This is a genomic window from Halorubrum alkaliphilum, assembly GCF_017873815.1.
Taxonomy (GTDB): Archaea; Halobacteriota; Halobacteria; order Halobacteriales; family Haloferacaceae; genus Halorubrum; species Halorubrum alkaliphilum.
Window position 1 is genome coordinate 17,942 of the sequence record NZ_JAGGKQ010000001.1, and the last position, 21,832, is coordinate 39,773.

The following is a 21,832-nucleotide window of genomic DNA, read 5'->3' on the forward strand; positions in this document are numbered from 1 at the left end:
CGGCCCACGCGACGACTGCGGCAGATCGCGGGACGACCGCGATGGGTCACGTGACGGCCGCGACAGCTCACGCGACGGCCCCGACGAGTTCGATGAGAACGAAAAGCGAGAGCACGGACGCGACCGTCGTCACGAACACGTTCAGCGAGGCGAACTCCGCGTCGCCGCCGAGCTCCGCCGCGAACACGTACGTCGAGACCGCGGTGGGCATCCCCAGCATGACGACCCCTGCCGTGAACGTCGCGGCTCCGACGTCCAGAAACGAGAACACGGCCCACGCGATGGCGGGCATACACGCCACCTTGACCGCCACGACCGACGCGGTGGCACCGACGTCGACGTTCGGCAGATCCACTTGAAGCGACGCGCCGACACACAGCAGGGCAAGGGGGAGCGCGAGCGACCCGAGTCCGTCGAGTCCGAGCGCGACCGGTCCGGGAACGCCGACGCCGACCCATCCGATCGCGAGACCGGCGACGAGCGCGATCAGAACCGGATTCCGCACGAGCCGGGCGACCTCCCGGAGTAACGAGACGTCGGCGTCCGCGTCGTTGATCGTGACGAGGAGAAACACCGTCAGCGGCACTTGGACGAGCGCGCCGAGCCCGAGGATCACGCTGGCGATGGCAGTCACCGCCGAGTCGAACGTCGCCGCGATCAGCGGCACTCCGAGGTAGCCGAGGTTCGAGTGGTACGACTGGACGATCGCGACGCTGCGGCGCGCGTCCGAGGCCCGGTTCCGGTGGACGCCCCACGCGACCAGCGCCGTGGCGAGGAGGACGACGGTGACCCCGACGGCGAGCCCCACGGAGGCGATCTCACCGACGTCTTGGTCGTACGTCGCCACGAACACGAGCGCCGGCAGCGCGACGTAGTAGGTCGCGGCGTTCAGTCGCTCCGTCCGGGTGGCGTCGAGGATCCCGGTCGTCCGGAGCGCGGTCCCGACGAGGAGGACGGCGAGCAGCGCGAGCAGCCGACCGAGTACCTCCATTATCGGGAACGGATCCGGCTTCGAGAACGGAGGTCATCGGTCATCACGGACGCCGAATTCACAGGTTAGACGCGCCCGCACCGCCGTCGATCACGATCGACTGACCGGTGATATACCCCGACTTCGGCGATGAGAGGAACGCAACGGTGTTTCCAAGCTCCATCGGGTCGCCGATGCGTTCGAGCGGGACGCCCTCGCCCCAGTCGGCGAGCCCGTCCTCGTAGGAGTCGTACTCGCCGCGCTCGACCGCCTGCTCGACGAGCTCCTCGATCCGGCTGGTCTCGTGGGGGCCCGGAAGCACGGCGTTCGCGCGCACGTCCGGCGCGAGCTCCGCGGAGAGCGTCTTCTCCAGCCCGATCACGCTCATCCGCACGGAGTTCGAGAGCACGAGCCCGTCGATGGCCTCCTTGACAGAGCGAGAGGTGACGTTGACGATGGTGCCACCGTTCCCCGCCTGTAGCGGCTCGGCAGCCGCCCGACAGAGCCTGACGGCGCTCATCACGAGCAGCTCGTAGGCGTCGTACCAGTCCTCATCGTCGGTTTCCAGGAACGGACCGGACGGCGGGCCACCCGCGGAGGTGACGAGGTGGTCGAGCCGGCCGAACTCGTCGAGCGTCTCGTCGACGAGTCCGACGACCGCGTCCTCGTCGGTCAGGTCCGCCTGAATCGGGTGAACACGGGCGTCGCCGGCGGCCTCCTCACGGAGCGTCTCGGTGGCGGCTCCGAGTCGGTCCGCGTCGCGGCCGTTGATGACCACGTTGACGCCCTCGCGGACGAGCGCGGTCGCGGCCGCGTTTCCGAGGCCGGCACTGGACGCCGTCGTCAGCGCGACGTTGCCGTCGATATCGAGATCCATGTCCGGACGTGGCGGTCCCGGCGGCTTAACGGTTGGCGACGCGGCAGCGGGGTCGGATCACAGCAGTCGAACCGACGACCCGGGCCGGGATCGCCGGGAACGGTTTTAACCGGTCGCGCTCGGTGGTCGACGTATGCGTGATAGCCATGGTCGGTGAGGCGCGGAACCCGTCCGGAGAGACGGGGCCGCTCGACGGAGTGACCGTCCTCGACGCCTCCCGCGTGCTCGTTGGCCCCTTCTGCACACTACAATTGGGCGACCTCGGCGCGGAGGTGATCAAGGTCGAGCGCCCCGGAACGGGCGACCAGACCCGAACGTGGGTGCCACCGGCCTTCGGCGAAGGCGAGGGCGCACAGAGCGCCTACTACGCCAGCGTCAACCGCAACAAGCGCTCGATCGAGGTGAACCTCGCCTGCGAGGAGGGACGCGCAGTGTTCCGTGATCTCGCCCGTGAGGCCGACGTGCTGGTCGAGAACTTCCGGGTCGGCAAGACCGCGGAGTGGGGACTCGACTATCCCGACCTCGTCGAGGAGAACCCGGGACTCGTCTACTGCGGGATCTCCGGCTATGGCGAGTGGGGCCCCGACCGCGACGAGCCCGCGTACGACATCGTGATGCAGGCGAAGGGCGGCCTGATGTCGATCACGGGCGTCGAGGACGGTCCGCCCGTTCGGATCGGGGTCGCGCTCGCGGACATCGGCGCGGGGATGTACGCGACACAGGCGATACTCGCGGCCCTGCTCGAACGAGAACTCGGGGACGGGTCCGGTCAGAAGATCGATATCAGTCTTCTCGACGGGCAGGCGGCGTGGACCAGCTATATGGCGACGAACTACTTCGCGAGCGGCGAGGTTCCCGGACGGATGGGGAGCAAACACCCGAACATCGTTCCGTATCGCGCGTTCGAGACCCGCGACGATTACGTCGTTGTCGCCTGCTCGGCGGACGCGTTCTGGCCCCTGCTCTGTGCGGCGCTCGATCGCCCTGATCTGGCCGCAGACGAGCGGTTCGAGACGAACGAGAAGCGGGTACGGAACCGCGATGCTCTCGACGCGGAGCTGGAACCCGAGTTCGCCGACCTGACGACGGCGGAGGCCGTGGCGGTGCTGACCGACCACGACGTGCCGGCGAGTGGCGTCCGCGACATGGCGGAGCTGTTCGCGGACCCGCAGATCGAGGCCCGGGACATGCGCGTAACCGTCGACCACCCGACCGCCGGCGAGATGACGATGCCCGGGTCGCCGATGAAGTTCTCGCGAACGCCGACGACGGTCCGGCGACATCCCCCGTCGCGAGGCGAACACACGACCGCCGTGCTCCGCGAGTACGGCTACGCCGACGGCGACCTCGCCGCGCTACGGGAGGCGGACGCGATCCCGGAGTGAGTACTACCCGCGATCGATGGACCGAAATCCGGGGAGCGTGATCGGCGAGCATGGAGACGACGACCGCGTTCGACGGCCTCTCGTGTGTCGACTGCGGGGCGACGTTCGACGCCGAGACGACGACGCACCGCTGTCCCGACTGCGACGGTATCCTCGACCCGACGTACGACTACGACCGGATCGACCTGACGCCGGCCGACCTCGACCGTCAGGAGGGCGACTCGATGTGGCGGTACGCCGAGCTGCTGCCGTTCCCGCGGTCTGCCGCGGTGTCGCTCGGGGAGGGGGCGACCCCGCTCGTCGAGTGTCCGTCGCTTGCGGACGCGATGGGCGTCGGGCGGGTCCTCCTGAAGGACGAGGGTGCGAACCCGACGGGGACGTTCAAGGACCGCGGGCAGTCGCTCGCGATGACGGCCGCACGCCAACACGACGCGACGGACGTGGCGCTGAACAGCGCCGGCAACGCGGGACAGGCGGCGGCCGCCTACGCCGCACGCGCCGACCTCGATGCCCACGTGTTCCTCCCGTCGCGGGCGGGGTTCACCCAGAAGGCGATGACGGAGGTCCACGGCGCGGCGCTGACCGTCACCGATCCGATGGACGGGAACTCACAGATCGGCGACGCCGGGGCCGCCTACGCCGCGGCGATGGACGAGCACCCGGAGTGGTACTCCGCGAAGACGTTCGTGACGCCGTACCGCCACGAGGGCAAGAAGACGATGGCGCTGGAACTGCTCGAAGCGCTCGACTGGGAGGCCCCGGACGCCGTCGTCTATCCGACCGGTGGCGGCGTCGGGCTCGTCGGGATGCACAAGGCCGCGCGCGAGGCCCGCGATCTGGGATGGACCGACGAACTCGTCCCCATGTACGCCGCGCAGGCAACGGGATGTGCACCGGTCGTCGAGGCGTACGAGTCCGGCGCGGACCGTCACGAGCCGGTCAGGGACGACGATATCGACACGGGCTGTAACGGGATCGCGATCCCCGACCCGGGCGCGAGCCACCTCATACTGGAGGCGATCCGCGAGTCCGAGGGCGGCGCGGTGGCGACGACCGACCGCGAGATCCTCGACGCCGCGATCGAGGTCGCCCGCGAGGAGGGGTTGGAGGTCGGCGCGACCTGTGCGGCCGCGGCCTCGGGCGCGTTCGCGCTGGCCGACGCGGGCGAGTTCGGCCCCGACGACACGGTCGTCCTCTTAAACACCGGCGCGGGCAACAAGGACGTGGACACGCTCCGAGCACACCTCGGAGAGCGGGAGGGGACCGACGCGGAGCCGGACGCGCCGGAGGCCGACGACTGACCCGACCGCGTCGACCCCGTTAGAACCCCATTGACCGACCCCCACTCACGTAAACCGACTCGCTGATCGACACTATCTCCTGATCGACATCGGGAGCATATCGAACATACTGAGGCGGTGGTATTTATAACGGAGAGAGCGGTGTTGCTGGCGGCGGTTTATAACTGATCGAGGGTGTGTTGAACTACTCAAAAACTCCAGCCGCTCGTTTATAAGTCGAGGACTGCGGATCGACGGTGACGACCTCCAAAGCCCCGCCCTGCCCCGCACCCGCACCTCATGCCTCCCCAGCCTCGTCAGGGACGGTCGCCGAGCGGTTCCGGCGACCGTCCCTGACTCCAGCGAGAATCGGAGATACTCTGGCAGCCGGCGGCTCCGCCGCCGGTGACGCCAACCGCCTCGTTCGTTTATAAGGGAGCGTTGCTGTCGCTCACAGTCCAGTTATATATGACCGCGTCGCTGCCGATGTGATCGATTCACTCCCGCCATCGCTCACCGACGTATCCGTACTGATCGGGGCCAAAGAGGGAGCGTCGCTTGGCAAGGGTTCGTTGGTGCCAGTGATTTATAATGGATCGGGCGAAAGTCGGGTTATGCCCGTTACGGAGAGCCCGCTGCTGTTCGCGCTGCTCTGTCTCAACTCGCTCGTCGGTCTCGTACTGGTTCTGGGCGCGTACGACCTCAAGGGGCTCGTGTTGGGATGGACCGGGTGGATAGCCGGCGCGTTCGGCGGCGGAGTGTTGGGGTGGGTCGTCCTCCCCGAACTCGCTGCCGGGAGCCTCACGACCGGTGGGCGCGTCGGATTCGCCGCCGTGCTTGTGTTGATCGGTGCGGTGTTCGGGCGCGCGCTCCTCCCGTTCGTCGCGCGTTTCGCGGTTGCCATCGCGGCGTTCGTCGTCTCGACGCTCGCGACGCTGGTGTTCACCGTCGGAGAGTCCGTGCTCGAGTTAGTCTACGACCCCGCCGGACCTGACGAATCGGTGATCGAGGCAGTACAGGTCGAGCCGATCGTCGAGTCGGGCCTCTTCTCCCAGCCCGAGTTCCAACAGTTCTTCCTCGTCTCCGTCGTCGTCGGCGTCGTCGCCGGCGTCCTCGCGATGCGGTACGCGGATCTCGTCATCTCGGCGGCGTTGACCGGTCTCGGTGCGGGCGTCCTCGCGACGACGTACCCGGTCTGGCGAGCCCTCGTCGCCGGCGATGGGATCGCGCTCGCCCAGCAGGCCGAGCTCTCGACCGTACTCTTCCTCGTGCTCCTGCTCGGCGGCGCGGCGTTCCAGTACGCGCGGCACGGCCGAAACGGCGGTCCGCTCGCCTGACGGTCACGTCCCCGCGATATCGGTCTCATTCGAGACCGCCCGATACACCGGTCCGGCGAGCAGCAACACGCCGACGAGCGCGGTCGCGACGAGGAGCGTCGGATCGGCCGTGGACAGGTCGTTACGGGCAAGCCTGTCGACCGAGACGCCGATCGCGATACCGACAACGGCCCACGGGAACTCGCCGATCGCGGTCCCGGCGAGGAAGGGCCGAAGCCGAACGCCGGCGACGCCGGCGGCGACCGAGACGGCGTCGGCAGGCACCGGAAGGAACCGGGTGGCCGCGATGGCTCGAACGCCACCGGCGTCGGCCACGAAGCGATCGACCGCGTCGGACGCGCCGGCGAGCGTTCCCGCTCCGCGAGCGAGGCGTGGCCGGCCGGCTCCCGCGAGCCAATACGGCGGCAGTGCCGTCAGCGTGAGCAGGAGTACGGCGAGCGGGAGACCGACCCACCCGTAGCCGAATCCGACGGCGACGGCGACGAGCGTCGTCGGCCAGGCGAGGAACGGGCGGACCGCCGCCAACGCCACTAACGCGATCCCGAAGCGGACCGGGTCGGCCGCGAGCCACGCCAAGGCGTCGAGCGCCGCGGTCGGCGAGGTGGTCCACGCGAGGGCGATGACGCCAGCAACGAGAAGCCCTCCGGCGACGTATCGACGGTTCACGGCGATCGGACACGGCCGGGTGGTAAACGTCTTGTGCCGGTCATCACCGGGCGTCTCTCTCATCGAACGATCCGCTTTCGGTCTCGGTCCCATCGACGAAGGCCTCCCGGAACTCCGCCGAGAGATGCCGTCGTTGCCAGTTGCGAATCCGCGTCTCGTCGAGGCGAGCGCCCCAGACCGACAGGACGAACAGGAACATCGACAGTCCCGGAATCACGAGCACGACCGCGGTAACGAGGAGACCGACGTCGAGGAAGACCCACGTGATCCGGTCCCGGATCGCGCTCCACACGGGGCCGAACGTGAGCCATCGGATCGCGACGGGGACGACCAGCACGGTCGAGACGGGGTACACCAGGGCCGACGTCACCGGTCCGCCTCTGCCGCGGACGAACGCAACCGAGTACACCCCCCAACAGGCCAGCGAGGCGACGGACGAGGCGAGCCATCGGGGGAGGTTCGGTCCACCGTGGTCGAGAACCGAGAGATCGAAGACGAGGACTGCCGTTCCGACGTATCCGACGGCGCAGGCGATCGTCCCGATACCAACGACGAGGGCGTGTTCTCGGCACGTCTGATCGACGAACGGATCCAGCGCCGTGGGGCGTTCCATACACGGGATCGGAACGGCTGCCGGATTGAACGTTGTGCGTCGCGGGCGCCCGATCGCCCGTCAGGACAGTTTGTCGAGCGCACGGAAGAAATCGGAGTCCGGGCCCGCGATCCGCATGGGCGGCGTCGTCCGTTCGACGGTCACCTCGACCGGCCCGTCCAGTTCCGTGGCGTTTCGTCCGTCGCCTACCACTACAGCCCCATCGGGATCCGAGACGGAAACCGTCACGGTCGCGTCGACGCCGACCACGAGCGGGGGCATTCCGGTCTCGGAGACCATTTCGTTGACGACCAGACCCGCAACGTCGGGGTGAACGATCGGCCCCCTCTCCGAGAGGTTGTACGCAGTCGAACCGGTCGGCGTCGCCACGAGGACGCCGTCAGCGTGTCCGGTCGAGTATCGGGATCCGTTGACGCCCAGTTCGTAGGCGATCCCTCCTCCGGGCCCGCGCCGATCACCCTGAACCACGACCTCGTTGGCCGCGGGAACGGACTCCCAGCCGTCGGTCCGGGCGGCAAGCCGTGGGGACTCCCGGACGCTCATCGAGCCGTCACGGAACGCCTCGACGGCCGAGAGGACTGCTTCCTCCGCCTCGTCCGGCGAAACGACGTTGAGGAACCCGACCTCGCCGAGGTTGACTCCGAGGACGGGAGTGCCACCGGCGTTTCGCGCGACGAAGAGGAAGGTCCCGTCGCCGCCGATCGCGACCGCGAGGTCGCAGTCCACGAGCGCGTCGACGGATCGGCCACGATCCTCGCCGATGGCGCTCGCGGTCTGATCGTCGACCCAGACGGATGCCCCGCGGGCACGGACCGCGTCTCGAACCCGGGCAGCAACCGCTGCTGCGTCCGGGTTTCCTTTCCGGGCCACGATTCCGATCTCCATACCCGCTAGGTCTCGCGGGCCGGAGTAAAAGCATGTGGACATCGTCCCGGCTCCGGAAAGGTTCAAACCATCGGCCCCCGTTTCGGGCCATATGGCGACCCTGTGCGGCCGCCCGGAACCATGAGCGAGGACGACGACGAGGACTGGTTCGAGCGCGCGCTTCGTGAGCTCGACGAGGAGGGTCCCGAGTCCGAGGCCGCCGCCGAGGAGGAGCACGTACAGGACGACGAGTCACGCCCCGATGACGGGATCGAACCGCAAGCGAGGGAGGGATCCGACGACGAGGCGGAACCGGACGACGAGGCGGAACTGGACGACGCAGTCGAGAGCCGATCGGATGGCGATGTCGACGTGTCGGCCGAGCGATCACCGAACGGGAGCGGTCGCGAGCAGGAACCGTCCGAATCCTCCAACTCCGGAGCCTCCAGCTCCGGATCCTCCGGATCCGGGTCCTTCGGGCAGGACGATCCGTTCGGAGGCGGTAGCGGCGGTGATGAGTCGTTCGGAGGTGGGTCTTTCGGGCAGGACGATCCGTTCGGAGGTGGTGGAGACAGTGGGGATGGTAACGATCCGTTCGGCGGCGGTGGTGGCAATGGGGACAGCGACGATCCGTTCGGAGGAGGATCTTTCGGAGAGGGCGACCCCTTCGGAGGTAGCGGATCCGCCGGGAACGTGGGTGACGATCCCTTTGGCGGGTCACGGTCGATGGACACGGAGGCTCCGAGCGGGTTCGACGAGGACGCGGCGGCGGAACTGGACTCCGACATCGATCGGACGGACATCGGCATCGCCGGTCTCGACGAGATGATCCTCGGCGGGGTTCCCAGCCGGTCGTTGTTGTCGGTCATCGGCGGTGCCGGGACGGGGAAAACGACGTTCGCGCTCCAGTTCCTCAACGAGGCGCTGGAGTCGGGCGATCGCGGAGTGTACATCACTCTCGAACAGAGCCGCGAGTCGATCCTCTCGACCGCCGAGGAGAAGGGATGGCCGTTCCGGGAGCACGCGGAGGCCGGACGACTGGCGGTCGCCGCGCTCGACCCGATCGAGATGGCGAACTCGCTCGCTTCCATTCGAAACGATCTCGCGAGACTCATCGAGTCGTTCGAGGCGGATCGGTTGGTGCTCGACTCCGTCTCGCTGTTGGAGATGATGTACGATCACCCGGCCAAGCGCCGTTCCGAGGTGTTCGGGTTCACACGATCGCTGAAGGAGGCGGGCGTGACGACGCTTCTCACCTCGGAGGCCAGCGACGAGACGCCCTACTCCTCGCGGTACGGGATCGTCGAGTACCTCACCGACGCGGTGTTCGTTCTCCAGTACGTCCGAGGGTCCGACTTCCGTGAGACGAGACTCGCCGTCGAGATACAGAAGATCCGTGACGCGAACCACTCCCGTGAGACCAAGCCCTACGAGATAACGAACGCCGGGATATCCGTGTACCGACAGGCGAACATCTTCTGAGATCCCCGATCGGTCGCAAATACCTTACTGGGATGGTACGTACGTTATTACTGATCCGCCCATATAAATCGGTGTATGCAACGATTTGCCGACGATCGACGAGAGATATACGTACACCCGAACGCGACGGTCGACGACCTCCCCCTAACGGGCGAGTTCGATGTCCCACCCGTCGCTGACACCGAACCGTTCGTCCCGGACAACATGAAGGACCCCAAAATATACCCGGGAGACGTGATAGCGGGCGTCGTCGGTGGCGAGGTCGCGTTCGTCGAGCTCATCGTTGACAAGGACGAAGACCTCGTCATCGTGACCCCGCTCGATAGGGGTATCCCGACGTATATTCGGGACAACATCTTCAGTGCCCGTATCTTCCGGGCGGATCGGGTCCACGTCTTCGAGGCGGTCGGAGAGACGATCGATGAACCGGACGTGGCGTTCGACGTCTCGAAGCTTCGGACGCCCGAAGAGGAGCGCCCGCGGTAACGAGCGAGTGGTGGTCCGGACGCGACGCGCTCCGGCACCCGCTCGACCCGGTTCCGGAGTATCATCCACGAATCCCATCCGTTTTTCGAGCGACAACCAGTTATGAAGCCAGAACGCGCACGCGTCAGGAACTACAAGAGCATCGACGATACGGGGTGGGTCGAGATCGACGATCTCACCTGCCTCATCGGAAAAAACGAATCCGGAAAGACCGTCCTCATGGAGGCGCTGACGCGTCTCAACCCCGCTCAGGGGGAGAGTTCGTTCACGCCGTACGAGGACTATCCGAGACGTCGGTGGTCCGAATACAAGGACCGACACGACGACAACCCCGACCCGGTCGTGAGCGTCGAGTTCGCGCTCGACCGGGAGGAGCGTTCCCTGCTCGACGAGCACGGGGGCCGCGCTCCGAACGGAACGGTCGTGGTGACGAAGGACTACGCGAACGACCGGCACTGGGATATCGAAGTCGACGAGTCGACGGCGGCCGCCGCCGACCAGATCGGTGAGGAAGTGCTCGCTCCCGAGCTCCCGGCGTTCCAGTACGTCGGAGAGTACAGCTCGCTGGACGCGTCCATCGACCTCGACGCGTTCGCCGAGCGGGTCGAAACGGGCGAACGAACCGCCTCGGATCGCGTGTTCGAGTCGTTGCTCTCGGTGGCCGACCTGTCGGTCGACTCGCTTCGGCAGGAGGACTGGCGCGAGACGCTCACCGATCTCGAGGCCGCCTCAAGCGAGGTGACGAGCGCGGTCACCGACTACTGGAGCCAAGCGGACGACGTGGTGGTTCGACTCCGCGGGGTCGACGGGGAGTCGCGAACGGTGGAGGTGCGCGTCGAGAACCCACATCATGGAGTGACCGTCGAGTTCGACCAGCGATCACAGGGGTTCCGCTGGTTCTTTTCGACGTTCTGTACCCTGTTTGCCCTCCGGGATGCGGACGAGGAGGTGGTCCTACTGCTTGACGAGCCGGGTCTCCATCTCCATCCCAAGGCCAAACGCGAGTTCCTCTCGTTCCTCGACGAGGAGATCGCTGCCGATGGGACCGTTATGTACAGCACCCACTCGCCGTTCATGATCGATCTCGACCGGGCCCACCGGACGAAGATGATCCACAAGGATCCGGAAACCGGATCCACCGTGCTCTCGGATCCCGACGACGCGGACGCGTACACGCGGTTCCCGCTCCAGAACGTGTTCGAGCTCGGCGTGATGGAGACGATGGTGTCGCGGTCGCAACTCCTGTTGGTTGAGGACGGAACGACCTACGAGTACCTCTATAACGTCTCCGACCTGCTTGAGGACACCGACGCGCCGGTGTTGGATCGCGGGTGGACCGTCCTCCCGATCGGTACCCTCGAAAACACGGCGACGGTTCGGTCCGTCTTCGACACCGGCGAACGGGAGGTCGCGATCGTTCACGACGGAACGGAGCTCGGCGGCTCTCCGCCTCCCGGAGACGTCACCGTCGTCGGAATCGGTTCACACGCGCTCGTCGACGGAGACGCGACGATCGAGGACGTCCTCTCGGAGTCGTTCTATCTCGAACTCGTCAACCGGACGTACGCCGGTGAGTTCTCGGCCGCCTCCGGGGCCCCGGACCGCGTAACGAGCGCGGGACTCGCCGACGTCGCGTCGACGGGGCCGATCGTCGACCGACTCGACCGGTACTTCGCGGAACACGGGATCGCCGACGGCTCGTTCGAGCGATCGCGGCCCGCAACGTACCTCCAACGACATCGCGGGGAGTTCGCCGACGAGGTGGACATGGACACCCGGAAGGCGTTCGGGTCGCTGGCTCGTGAACTGAACCGGACGCTCGGACACTTCGACGGCGACCGGAAGACCGGGTTCTTCGAGTCGCTGTTCGGCGGGTAGCCGCCACGCTTATTTATCACGCATTGATCGATAGCGGGAGTGAATCGCTCGGATCGACGGCGACGAGACCGTATTTAAATGGGTGTGAGCGGCGTTGTCAACCACTTATAAGTGATCGATGCGGTGGCGCGCGCCGTGAGCGGCCCGGAGGGCCGCGAACGACCGCGCGAGGGAGTCGGGGGGCCCCCCCCCCCCGGGGGGGGGGGGGGGGCCCCCGACGAGGCTGGGGAGGTGTGAGGTGCGGTGGCGGTTGCGGTTCGGGGTGGGACTCAAAAGGGCAGTCGCCGGACTACGTCCGGCTGCCAGAGGCGGGGAGCGCCTCGCTGCCGTGCGGGCGGCGTACGCTCGTTGCGCTCCTCACTCGGTCGCAAGCTCCCTCGTTGCGGTGTCGCCGGCGGCGGAGCCGCCGGCTGCCCGTGGCGCGGAGCGCCACACTGCTTACGTCACCTACGCCGCCCGCACGGATGGGGCTTTGGAGGTCTCCACCGACGATCCGCAGTCAACTACTTATAAACGAACGGTCGGGACTGCGGTGGCGTCTACTCCGTTTTCGATCACTTATAAACCCCCCGCCAGCAACACCACTCTCTCATTTATAAACGACCGCTCCGTTGGTACGCTCCGATCTCGTCTGTTTCGATTCCGCAGGAATGCACCGTCCGGGAATTGAACCCGGGCTATTAGCTTGGGAAGCTAATGTCCTACCACTGGACCAACGGTGCCCGATTCGTCGTATCCGACCGTCCCACTTCAACGTAGCGCTTTCACGGTCTCGGGGGCTGCCCACAGGATTAACTCCCGTCCGACGGAGGGATCGGTATGAGAGAGGAAACGTCCGAAGCGGACCACCCGCCAACCGAAAGCGATCACCGTGCGGAACACGACCCTGCCACTCTTGAGCGCGTTCATGACCACCGCGAGCGACTCGCACCCTCCATCGGCCGCGCGTGGACCGACGCCGAGCCGTGGCGCTTCCTGACCGATCTCACCGCGATCGGGAGCCGCATGGCGGGCAGCGAGGGGGAACGGCGCGCGGCCGACCTCGTCGTCGACGCCTTCGAGCGCGCGGGGCTGCGAAACGTCCGATCCGATTCGTTCGGGATCGCGGCGTGGGAGCGGGGAGACGCCGACCTCCGCGTCACGACGCCCGGACGGAACGGCAGCGATCGGACGCGGTCCTTCGAGGCCCTCGCGCTTCCGTACTCTCCGGCCGGGGACGTCGGGGGCGCGCTCGTCGACGTGGGGTACGGCACGCCCGAGGAGGTCGACGCCGTCGACGTCGAGGGGCGGATCGCGGTCGCGTCGACGACGACGCCCGCGGACTCCCGGTTCGTCCATCGCATGGAGAAGTTCGGCTACGCGGTCGAGTCCGGCGCGGTCGGGTTCGTCTTCGTCAACCACCTCGACGGCCAGCTACCGCCGACCGGGTCGCTCACCTTCGGCGAGGAAGCGGCGGCCCCGGCGGTCGGCGTCTCGAAGGAAACCGGCGAGTGGCTCCGCGAGTACGCCGCGAACACGGCCGGTCCGGTCGCGAGCGTCGAGTGTTCAGTCGACGCCGAAACGACGCCCGGAGAGTCGAGAAACGTGATCGGGCGGGTCGGTCCCGACACCGAGGAGCGCCTGCTGCTGCTCGCACACTACGACGGCCACGACATCGCGGAGGGCGCACTGGACAACGGCTGTGGGATCGCGACGATCGTCACCGCGGCCGGGATCCTGGCCGAGGCGTACGGGGCGGACGACGAACTGCTTCCGATCGGCGTCGACGTCGTCGCGGTCGGCTGTGAGGAGGTCGGACTCCTCGGCTCCGAACGCCTCGCGGAGAGGACCGATCTCGGTTCCGTTCGCGGCGTCGTCAACGCGGACGGCGCGGGTCGGTTCCGCGACCTCGTGGCGCTGACACACACCTCCGACGACGCCGCCTCGGTCGTGAACGCCGTCTCGGCGGCGACGCGACACCCCATCGACGTGGAGCCGGAGCCGCATCCCTTCTCCGACCAGTGGCCGTTCGTTCGGCGCGGCGTGCCCGCGCTTCAGCTCCACAGCGATTCCGGCGAACGCGGTCGTGGGTGGGGGCACACGCACGCGGACACGAGGGACAAGGTCGACGACCGAACCGTCCGGGAACACGCCGGGTTGACGGCACTGCTCGTCGCCGGGTTTGCGGCGGTCGACCGGGAGCCATCACGGCTCGATCCGAACGCGCTCGCGGCCGCGTTCCGGGAGGCAGGATTCGAAACCGGGATGCGTGCGGCCGACCTGTGGCCCGCCGAGTGGGAGTGAGGGACGACCGGGTGAACCGTGTCACCCGCCGATCCGCGCTACTCGTCGACCGGATCCGACTCGTTCCTCTCCGGTATCGGCGGCGTGGATCGTTTATGTACCGTCGCCCGGTATCGGTCGAGGAGCCGGGCGACGACGTCCGGATCGACGTCGCCGCCGATCCGTGAGGCGACCGCGTCGGGATCGAGGCCCGTATCGGCCGTCTCGCCGTCGATCCCGTCGTCGACCGCAACCCGGAGGACCGGGTCGATCACCTCGTACGGCGCGCCGAGGTCGTCGACGTCGCGCTGGCCGGGCAGAAAGCCGGCGGACGGCGGTTTGTCGACGACGAACTCGGGAACGTCGAGCTCCTCGGCGAGGGCCCTGACCTCTGTCTTGTACAGGTGGCCGATCGGCAGTAGGTCGGCAGCTCCGTCGCCGTGTTTGGTCACGTAGCCGAGGAGTCGCTCGCTTCGATTGGTCGTCCCGCACACGAGCCGACCGGTCGCGTTGGCGGCGAGATACGCGAGGGTCATGCGCAGCCGTGCGATGGCGTTGCCCGTGAGCGTCGGCTCGTCGTGGAGGTCGAACCGGTCCGGGGCTACGGTTCCGAACTGTGCGAAGAGCGGTTGGAGGTGGATCGTGTCGTGCTCGATCCCCAACGCTTCGGCGATCCCCTCGGCGTCCCGTGCGTGAAGCGCGCCGAGCTTGTTACACGGAAGTATCAACCCGTACACTCGATCCGGGCCGAGTGCTTCGACGGCGACCGCGGCGGTGACCGTCGAGTCGAGCCCGCCGCTCATGTTGATCACGACGCCGTTCGCGTTCGCGGCGTCGACGGTCGCCCGAACGAACGACGCTATTCGGTCAATCTCCGCCCCCGGGTCGAAGTCGACGTGTCCCGGAGACGAACCGGTCGTCGCGGTCCCCTCGTCAGTACGCGTGGAAGTGTTCATCACGGATGGCGGTCGCCGATCGACGCATAAATACGCTCCGTGGGTATTATATAAGGGAATCTGCGCCCCGATCGGATCCGGTCGGCGGTCTCGCCGACCACTACTTTCCGACCGATCACCGATCCGGGTTGCTCGGTCGAAACCCGAGGAGATCCACGTCTCCTGTGGGTCGAAATCGACCGTCCGTGTGCCTCAACACATAATCTTACAGTATTATACCATATCGACCGTAATTTGCCGTATCTAAGAATATAAGGTGTATATAACCTAACGTTTATACAGTAACGACTGCGTTTCCCCTGTATGTCTACGTTAGAGCTGAGCGCGAGTCAGAAGCGGATCCTCACGTCGCTCGTGAACCTCGCGGACGACGAGGAGAGCGTCATCTGTGGTCGGGAGATCGCTGACGGGATCGACCGAAACCCGGGGACCGTCCGGAATCGGATGCAGAGCCTCCGTTCGCTGGGACTCGTCGAGGGCGTCGCCGGGCCGGACGGCGGGTACAAGCCGACGGAGAAGGCGTACGACGTACTCGATCTACGGCGACTCCGTGATTCGGAGCCCGTTCCGGTCGAGCGGAGCGGAACGCCGGTCGAGGGCGTGACGGTCCGCGAGATCGACCTCTCCAGCGTCAACAACCCCGAACTGTGCCGTGCGGAAGTCGTGCTTCACGGCTCTGTCCGGCCGTTTGCGGGCGGCGACCGCGTGACCGTCGGGCCGACGCCGGCCGCCGGCCTCCGACTGTCCGGCGTCGTCGACGCCGCGGACATCGACGGAAACACGTTGATGATCCGGGTCGACTCCATGGAGACGGCACCCCCGACGACGAACGAGGCGACGACGAACGAGGCGACGAACGAGGCGACGAACGAGACGGCGACGGCTCGTTCCGCAAGCGACTGAACGACGTCGATCGCAGCCGGCTCTGTTCGCCCGAGACTACGAATATCACGCCTCGACGTTCGTGATCCGGGTCCGGATCCGGTCGCGGATCGCTCCGGTTGCCGCCGCGGCGTGACGGGCGTCGCGATATCGTTCGCCGAAGACGTCCAGTGCGCTCGCGGCCGCCTCCGCGTCGACTGCGAACTCGAGGCCATCGTACTCGACGGTCCACAGAACGAGCGGCTCCGGCGGTGCGGGTCCGACACCGTGTTCTCCCGGGATCGGCTCCGGATCGAGGAGTCGATCGACGAACGCGGGCTCGGCCGTCCCCCGTCCGACCGTCTCGACGACGGCGGCGAGTCGGCGGACGAGTGCCCGCGGGAACCCGTCGGCGGCCACCTCGATGACGAGTACGTCGTCCTCGCGGGTCGCCGTCGCCCGGAGGTCCCGAGTCGTCCCGCGGTCGTCGCTCGTGAGATTGTGGAAGTCGTGTTCCCCCGAGAGCCGGTCAAGTACGTCGTGAACCGCGCCGTCGTCGATTGTCGAGCCGTCGGATTCAGGACCGGTCGCGGCCGACTCCGAACCGCCTCCTCGCGGCGCGTACAGGTGATACCGGTAGGTCCGACACACCGCGTGGTGGGTCGCGTGGAAGCCGTCGTCGACATCCGCGGCTCCCCAGACGCGGATCGACCCGGGGAGATGGCCGTTGAACGCTCGCGGCGTGAGCCAGTCGGGCGCATCGAAGGCGACCGTCTGGGCGACCGCGGAGACTCCCGCGTCCGTGCGGCCAGCCGCGGCGTAGCTCGGCGGCGTGGCGTGGGTCGGACCGTCGCCGCGCTCGACGATACCGTGATCTGCCAGCGCCCGCAACAGCGTCCCCTCGACGGTCGTCGCGTGTGGCTGTCGCTGGAACCCCGCATACTCGCGGCCGTCGTAGGCGACCCGAAAGGCGCTGGTCACGTCTCGCGGTCGGCCATCGGAACGGTGACGACCGGAACCGGGGACACCCGCACGATCTTCTCCGTGACGCTCCCTAGGAGGACGCGCTGGAGGCCGGTGCGGGTATGGGTCGGCATCACGACGATGTCCGCCCCGGTGTCCTCGATGGCGTTTTTGATGACTTGAAGCGGATCCCCGTGGATGACGTTGCCGACGACGTCGATCCCCGCCTCCTCGAGTTCCGTCGTCACCGTCTCGACTCGCCGTTCCGCCCCCGCCTCGACGCGATCGGCGAGCGACGCGACGCGAGGGCCGCTCAGCGTGTGTTCGAGCGTGTCGACCGCGCTCACGACGTGGACGGTCGCGTCGTAGCGCTCGGCGAGACTCCGCGCGTGCGGGACCGCGTCGTTGGCGGCGCTTCCCGGCGCGACCGGCAGCAGAATGTCGTCGTACATGCCGAAAGGTGGATCCGCCGGGCGCAAAACGGTACCGGCCAAAGTCGTCCGTCGCTCGGTCACGGTTGATTTATCACCCTCACGGCGTAACGACGGTCGTGGTGGCCGTGACGACGTGTTACCCCCACCGAGCCCCGTGTGACGATGGGCTTTCCTCCGAGCCACCACGCTAACGCCCGTTAGCGACCGCTCAGTACGAGGCCGCTCGCTTGTCGAGACCCGCAGCGGCGATGTCCTCGCCGTCGACTGAGGTGCGGAGCGCGTCCATTCCGTCGTCGCGGTCGATGCCGAAGTTCGTCGCGTACAGCTCCTCCAGCCGCTCGTACTCGGCGTCCGTGATCGGCGGGACGTCGCTGGCGGCGCTCCACTCGGCGATGTCGTCGGCGTTCCGGAACGTCGGGGTGACGGAGGCGACCTCGTCGTGGGCGAGCAGCCAGCGGATCGACGCCTGACCAAGCGTCCTCGTTCCCGCCGTTCCCTCGGCGTCCTCCGGGTTCTCGAGGAACCGGATCGCCTCGACCTTCTCCCAGCCGGCCTCGTACCACTCCTTCGGGCGGTGCGAGCGGTGGTCGCCGTCCTCGAGGACGGTGTCCGGCGTCACCTGCTCGTTGAGCAGTCCCGAGGAGTGCGGGACGCGCGCGATGACGGAGGTGTCGGAACCGCTATCGCGGATCGTGTCGATGAAGTGGCGGCCCGGCTCCTGTTCGAAGAGATTGAACACGGTCTGAACCGCGTCGAACTCCTCGTACTCGACCGCCGCGTCGCCCTCGGCGAGCCAGCCGATCGAGGGGCCGAGCGCCCAGCCGAGCGCCCGGACGCGACCCTCCGTCTTCCACTCGCGGAGGAGGTCCCGAACCTCGGGCGTCACCTCGTCGACGTTCGCGTTGTGTAGCTGGAGCACGTCGACGTAGTCGGTGTCGAGCCTGTCCAGCGACGATTCCAGCGCCTCGCGGAGGTACTCCTCGTTCAGCTCCTTCGGGAGCTCGCCGTGGCCGGCCTGCGGGTTGTCGTAGAAGTCGTAGCCGATCTTCGTCGAGAGCGTCACCTCGTCGCGACGGCCGTCGATCGCCTCGCCGACGATCCGCTCGCTGTCGCCGTGGCCGTACACGTCCCCGGTATCGACGTAGGTGACGCCGGCGTCGAGGGCGTCCTCGACCATCCCGACGGCCTGCTCGTCCGAACGGTCGCCCCACCAGTCGGTTCCCACAACCCACGCGCCGAAGCCGACTTCCGACACTTCGACGCCGGACCCTCCGAGTTCACGGTTATACATGTCGTCACGTTCGGCCCGGTCCCACTTATCGGGCGCGGTCTTCCCCATCGATCGGGGACTGGAACGGGGGTATATACCTTCCGGCGGAGTCGTCGCACAACCGAACCCATTTGTGGATCGCCGTCGAACGGTCGACGATGACAAAGCGACACGTGTCCCTACCGGACGCCGCGGAGGCGTCGGTCCAGGCGTTCATCGACGAGGTGGACGAGCGGCTCGCCTCGGCGGAGGACACCTGCGAGGTCGTTCGGGACACGCTGATCGACTTACACGGGGACCGAGACCGCTGGGAGGCGTGGCAGAACGGCGAGGACGTGTCGAAGGCCGAACGGGTTCGTTTACAGGGGTACGACCCGTGTAACGCCACGCTGGAATCCGAGTACTACGCGGAGAAGGACGAGGATCGCTTCCAGCGCTCGAAACACCTCCAGTGGCTCTGGCGGCAGTTCGATGCCACGCCGATGGCCGACAACGTCGAGTTCGCCCTCCGGTTCCGGAACATGCTCGGCAACCACCTCTTCGCCGAGTGCGGCGAGGACTGTCGGTTCTTCAAGGGAATCTCGGTCACCTATGGCCACAACATCGAGATCGGCGACAACGTCGTGATCCACGACGACGTCCACCTCGACGACCGCGGCAAGCTGACGATCGGCGACCGCGCGTCCGTCTCCGACGGGGTCCACCTCTACAGCCACGACCACGACCTCGTCGACCAGACGGAGGTCCGCAACTACCACACGATCGTCGAGGACGACGCTCGCGTCACCTACGACGCGATGGTTCGCGCGGGCTGTCGCGTCGGCGAGAACAGCGTCGTCGGCGCGCGGGCGGTCGTTCAGGGCGACGTGCCCGACCACCACGTCGTCGTCGGCACGCCCGCACGGAGCATCCGCGTGAAGCCCGGCTGGGAGGACGTCGCTGAGGAGCTGGAGGACGGCCGACTCGTCAACCGCGGCGACGAACGCGAGATCGAGTACGAGCTCGACGACGAACTCGAACGGTTCGACGAGTTCCAGCGCGACCTCAGTCCGCCGAGCGCGACGAGGTAGCCGGGTCGGTCGCTCCACGATACTTCGCTTCCATCATGCCCCGCGCCGTCGCCGTCAACGTCGCCGCCAACACCAACGAGCCGGGCTTTCGCGGCCCGGTCTTTCCCGACGGCTCCTTCGCGTACGTCCCGATCCCGGAATCGGCGGAAACACTCCCACGCGAGGGGTTTCCAGTTGACGAGCCCGTGCCGACATACGCCGACCTCGATCTCCCGTTCTCGCTGCCCGAGAGCCTACGAGGAACCCCGGTTCACATGGACCCGGAGTTCCCGGGCGTCCACGGGCGGACGGCGGCGACGTACGGCGACCCCTATCCGATCAAGGCGGGACCGATCGCGGCGTTGGAGCCGGGCGACTGGCTACTTTTTTATGCGACCCTGACGCTCCGTCCGGCGAACTGGGGAGGGCCGGTCGGCGAGGGTCGGTCGGCGACGCCCGACCCCGCCGCCGTCGACGACGACCTCGCACCCGAGTGGGGCGCGTATCTGTTCGCCGGCATGCGTATCGAGCGCGTCGTCGACACCGCCGACCGCGACGCTTCCGACCGCGACGCGGCCGCGACGCTAACCCCGACCAACGCACATCTGAAACGCGACCCGTTCGACGCCCGGGTCGTCGCCGCCGGCGACCCGCACGCGTCGGGACTGTTCGACCGCGTCGTCCCGCTGAGTGTCGCCGAGGCGGGTGTGGAGGCGAACCGGCTGGTGACCGATCTGTCGAGCGATTCGGGGAAGGGCCCGTGGTGGCGGCGGCCAATGCGGTTCGACGAGGCGGCGACGGCGACGCTTCTCGATCGGCTCCCGTCGCGGCTCCGTCGATAACGACGCGCTACTCGTAGTCCTCGTAGGTCGGCCGCCCGGACTCCGGCGGGAACTCGTCGACGGGGACAGTCGTCTCGTCGCCGCGTTCCATGTCCTTCACCGTGTACTCGCCGTTCTCCAGGTCGCGCTCGCCGACCACGACCACCGTCTCCGCGTTGATCGAGTCGGCGTAGCCGAGCTGCGCGCCGAACGATCTGTCCGAGACGTCCTGCTCGACGACCACGTCGTCGCCGAGCGCGCGGAGGTCACGGGCGAGCGCGGCGGCCTCGCTTCGCGTGTCGCCGACGGAGAGCACGTAGTAGTCGGTCGAAAGGGCCTCGTCCGGCCAGACGCCCGCGCGCTGACAGAGCAGCTTGAGCGTCGCGTGTCCGGGCGCGACGCCGACCGCGGGCGTTGGCTGGCCGCCGAAGCTCTCGATGAGGTCGTCGTAGCGGCCGCCGCCGAAGACGGAGCGCGACACCTCGCCGGTGGAGTCGAAACACTCGAAGACGACGCCGGTGTAGTAGTCGAGCCCGCGGGCGGTCGTCAGCGATACCTCACAGAACTCGCCTGCGCCGAAGTCGTCGGCCGCGGCGAGCACGTTTCGGAGGTTCTCGACGGCGGCCTCGACGTCCTCGCCGCCGGCCTCGGCGACCGCGTCGAGGTCGTCGACGGTCTCGACGCTCGTGATCAGATCGTCGAACTCGCGAGCCGTGTCGCGGTCGAGTCCGGCGTCGGAGAGGAGTCCGTGGTACTCGCCGTCGTCGACCTTCACGCGCTTGTCGACCGCGCGGATCGCGGCCGCGGTGTCGACCGCGTCGGGGTCGGCCGCGAGCGCTCGAACGAGTCCGCCGAGAACGTCTCGGTGTGAGACCCGGAACTCGAAGTCGTCGCCGGTGAGTCCGAGCGACGTGAGCGCGTCGGCCGCGACCGCGAGCACCTCGGCGTCGGCTTCGGGGGCCGACGAGCCGAAGATGTCGATGTTCGTCTGGTAGAACTCCCGGAACCGGCCCTGCTGGACCTGCTCGTAGCGCCAGAACGGGCGGGTCGACGTCCACTTGATCGGCTTGGAAAGCTCCTGGCCCTTTGCGACGACCATCCGGGCGACGGTCGGGGTGAGTTCGGGCGTCAGCGCAACGCCGCGGCCACCCTTGTCCTCGAACGCGTACAGCTCCTCGACGATCTCCTCCCCGGACTTGTCGACGTACATCTGCGTTCGCTCCAAGGCGGGCGTGGCGATCTCGCGGAACCCGTACCGGCTCGCGGCGTTCTCGATCGCGTCCGTCACCTCGCGGCGGGCCGACTGTTCGCCCGGGTAGAAATCGCGGAATCCTTTGAGTCCGTCGTACATGGACGCGAGTTCGGCAAGCGCCCGCTT

The 21,832-nt window shown here is 67.5% G+C and carries 20 protein-coding genes and 1 tRNA gene; 10 read left to right on the plus strand and 11 right to left on the minus strand.

Going from position 1 to position 21,832, the window contains the following annotated elements; all coding sequences use genetic code 11:
• Positions 1-67 precede the first annotated feature (67 nt).
• On the minus strand, positions 68-991 hold the full coding sequence (locus tag J2751_RS00110; protein ID WP_209482433.1) for an AEC family transporter: 924 nt from the start codon (positions 989-991) through the stop codon (positions 68-70).
• A 58-nt stretch (positions 992-1,049) separates the two neighbouring features.
• Positions 1,050-1,847, minus strand: coding sequence for an SDR family oxidoreductase (locus tag J2751_RS00115; protein ID WP_209482434.1), 798 nt, complete (start codon positions 1,845-1,847; stop codon positions 1,050-1,052).
• A 146-nt stretch (positions 1,848-1,993) separates the two neighbouring features.
• Between J2751_RS00115 and J2751_RS00120 the strand changes: the two genes are divergently transcribed.
• The 3 genes from J2751_RS00120 (at position 1,994) to J2751_RS00130 (ending at position 5,849) form a co-directional block, all read left to right on the plus strand.
• Positions 1,994-3,232, plus strand: a complete 1,239-nt coding sequence (locus J2751_RS00120) for a CaiB/BaiF CoA transferase family protein (protein WP_209482639.1) — start codon at positions 1,994-1,996, stop codon at positions 3,230-3,232.
• A gap of 50 nt (positions 3,233-3,282) precedes the next feature.
• Positions 3,283-4,533, plus strand: a complete 1,251-nt coding sequence (locus J2751_RS00125; protein ID WP_209482435.1) for a threonine synthase — start codon at positions 3,283-3,285, stop codon at positions 4,531-4,533.
• Positions 4,534-5,126: 593 nt separating this feature from the next.
• Positions 5,127-5,849, plus strand: coding sequence for a hypothetical protein (locus tag J2751_RS00130; protein WP_245202519.1), 723 nt, complete (start codon positions 5,127-5,129; stop codon positions 5,847-5,849).
• 3 nt (positions 5,850-5,852) lie between these two features.
• On the opposite strand, the gene J2751_RS00135 is transcribed toward J2751_RS00130, so the two are convergent.
• From J2751_RS00135 to J2751_RS00145, 3 genes are read right to left on the minus strand one after another with little or no spacing between them, the layout of a single operon-like run.
• Complete coding sequence (locus tag J2751_RS00135) at positions 5,853-6,515, minus strand: TVP38/TMEM64 family protein (protein ID WP_321168507.1); 663 nt, start codon at positions 6,513-6,515, stop codon at positions 5,853-5,855.
• Between the two features lie 43 nt (positions 6,516-6,558).
• On the minus strand, positions 6,559-7,128 hold the full coding sequence (locus J2751_RS00140; RefSeq protein WP_209482437.1) for a hypothetical protein: 570 nt from the start codon (positions 7,126-7,128) through the stop codon (positions 6,559-6,561).
• A gap of 60 nt (positions 7,129-7,188) precedes the next feature.
• Complete coding sequence (locus J2751_RS00145) at positions 7,189-8,013, minus strand: NAD(+)/NADH kinase (RefSeq protein WP_209482438.1); 825 nt, start codon at positions 8,011-8,013, stop codon at positions 7,189-7,191.
• A gap of 120 nt (positions 8,014-8,133) precedes the next feature.
• On the opposite strand from J2751_RS00145, the gene J2751_RS00150 reads away from it, so the two are divergent.
• From J2751_RS00150 to J2751_RS00160, 3 genes are all read left to right on the plus strand, one after another.
• Positions 8,134-9,474, plus strand: coding sequence for a KaiC domain-containing protein (locus tag J2751_RS00150; protein ID WP_209482439.1), 1,341 nt, complete (start codon positions 8,134-8,136; stop codon positions 9,472-9,474).
• A gap of 75 nt (positions 9,475-9,549) precedes the next feature.
• On the plus strand, positions 9,550-9,960 hold the full coding sequence (locus J2751_RS00155) for a hypothetical protein (RefSeq protein WP_209482440.1): 411 nt from the start codon (positions 9,550-9,552) through the stop codon (positions 9,958-9,960).
• 102 nt (positions 9,961-10,062) lie between these two features.
• Complete coding sequence (locus tag J2751_RS00160) at positions 10,063-11,838, plus strand: ATP-dependent nuclease (protein WP_209482441.1); 1,776 nt, start codon at positions 10,063-10,065, stop codon at positions 11,836-11,838.
• Positions 11,839-12,489: 651 nt separating this feature from the next.
• Here the strand turns inward: J2751_RS00160 and J2751_RS00165 are convergent.
• Positions 12,490-12,560: transfer RNA gene (locus J2751_RS00165), tRNA-Gly, on the minus strand.
• Positions 12,561-12,657: 97 nt separating this feature from the next.
• Here J2751_RS00165 and J2751_RS00170 point away from each other — a divergent pair.
• A complete protein-coding gene (locus J2751_RS00170) occupies positions 12,658-14,121 on the plus strand; it encodes a M28 family metallopeptidase (protein ID WP_209482442.1) in 1,464 nt (487 codons plus the stop codon).
• Between the two features lie 38 nt (positions 14,122-14,159).
• On the opposite strand, the gene nadE is transcribed toward J2751_RS00170, so the two are convergent.
• Positions 14,160-15,056: an NAD(+) synthase gene (nadE, locus tag J2751_RS00175; protein ID WP_209482443.1), complete on the minus strand. Its 897-nt coding sequence runs from the start codon at positions 15,054-15,056 to the stop codon at positions 14,160-14,162.
• A 303-nt stretch (positions 15,057-15,359) separates the two neighbouring features.
• On the opposite strand from nadE, the gene J2751_RS00180 reads away from it, so the two are divergent.
• Positions 15,360-15,959: an Rrf2 family transcriptional regulator gene (locus J2751_RS00180; protein WP_209482444.1), complete on the plus strand. Its 600-nt coding sequence runs from the start codon at positions 15,360-15,362 to the stop codon at positions 15,957-15,959.
• 45 nt (positions 15,960-16,004) lie between these two features.
• Here the strand turns inward: J2751_RS00180 and truA are convergent, their stop codons facing one another.
• From truA to J2751_RS00195, 3 genes are all read right to left on the minus strand, one after another.
• A complete protein-coding gene (gene truA / locus J2751_RS00185; RefSeq protein ID WP_209482445.1) occupies positions 16,005-16,898 on the minus strand; it encodes a tRNA pseudouridine(38-40) synthase TruA in 894 nt (297 codons plus the stop codon).
• Positions 16,895-17,332, minus strand: coding sequence for a universal stress protein (locus tag J2751_RS00190; RefSeq protein WP_209482446.1), 438 nt, complete (start codon positions 17,330-17,332; stop codon positions 16,895-16,897). Before J2751_RS00190 ends, truA begins: the two co-directional genes overlap by 4 nt.
• 190 nt (positions 17,333-17,522) lie before the next feature.
• A complete protein-coding gene (locus J2751_RS00195; RefSeq protein WP_209482641.1) occupies positions 17,523-18,605 on the minus strand; it encodes an aldo/keto reductase in 1,083 nt (360 codons plus the stop codon).
• Between the two features lie 137 nt (positions 18,606-18,742).
• Between J2751_RS00195 and J2751_RS00200 the strand changes: the two genes are divergently transcribed.
• Positions 18,743-19,654, plus strand: a complete 912-nt coding sequence (locus J2751_RS00200) for an acyltransferase (protein WP_209482447.1) — start codon at positions 18,743-18,745, stop codon at positions 19,652-19,654.
• 35 nt (positions 19,655-19,689) lie between these two features.
• Positions 19,690-20,475: an Nmad3 family putative nucleotide modification protein gene (locus J2751_RS00205; protein WP_209482448.1), complete on the plus strand. Its 786-nt coding sequence runs from the start codon at positions 19,690-19,692 to the stop codon at positions 20,473-20,475.
• Between the two features lie 7 nt (positions 20,476-20,482).
• On the opposite strand, the gene hisS is transcribed toward J2751_RS00205, so the two are convergent.
• Entirely contained in the window at positions 20,483-21,805 is a 1,323-nt protein-coding gene (gene hisS, locus J2751_RS00210; protein ID WP_209482449.1) for a histidine--tRNA ligase, read from the minus strand.
• Positions 21,806-21,832: the final 27 nt, after the last annotated feature.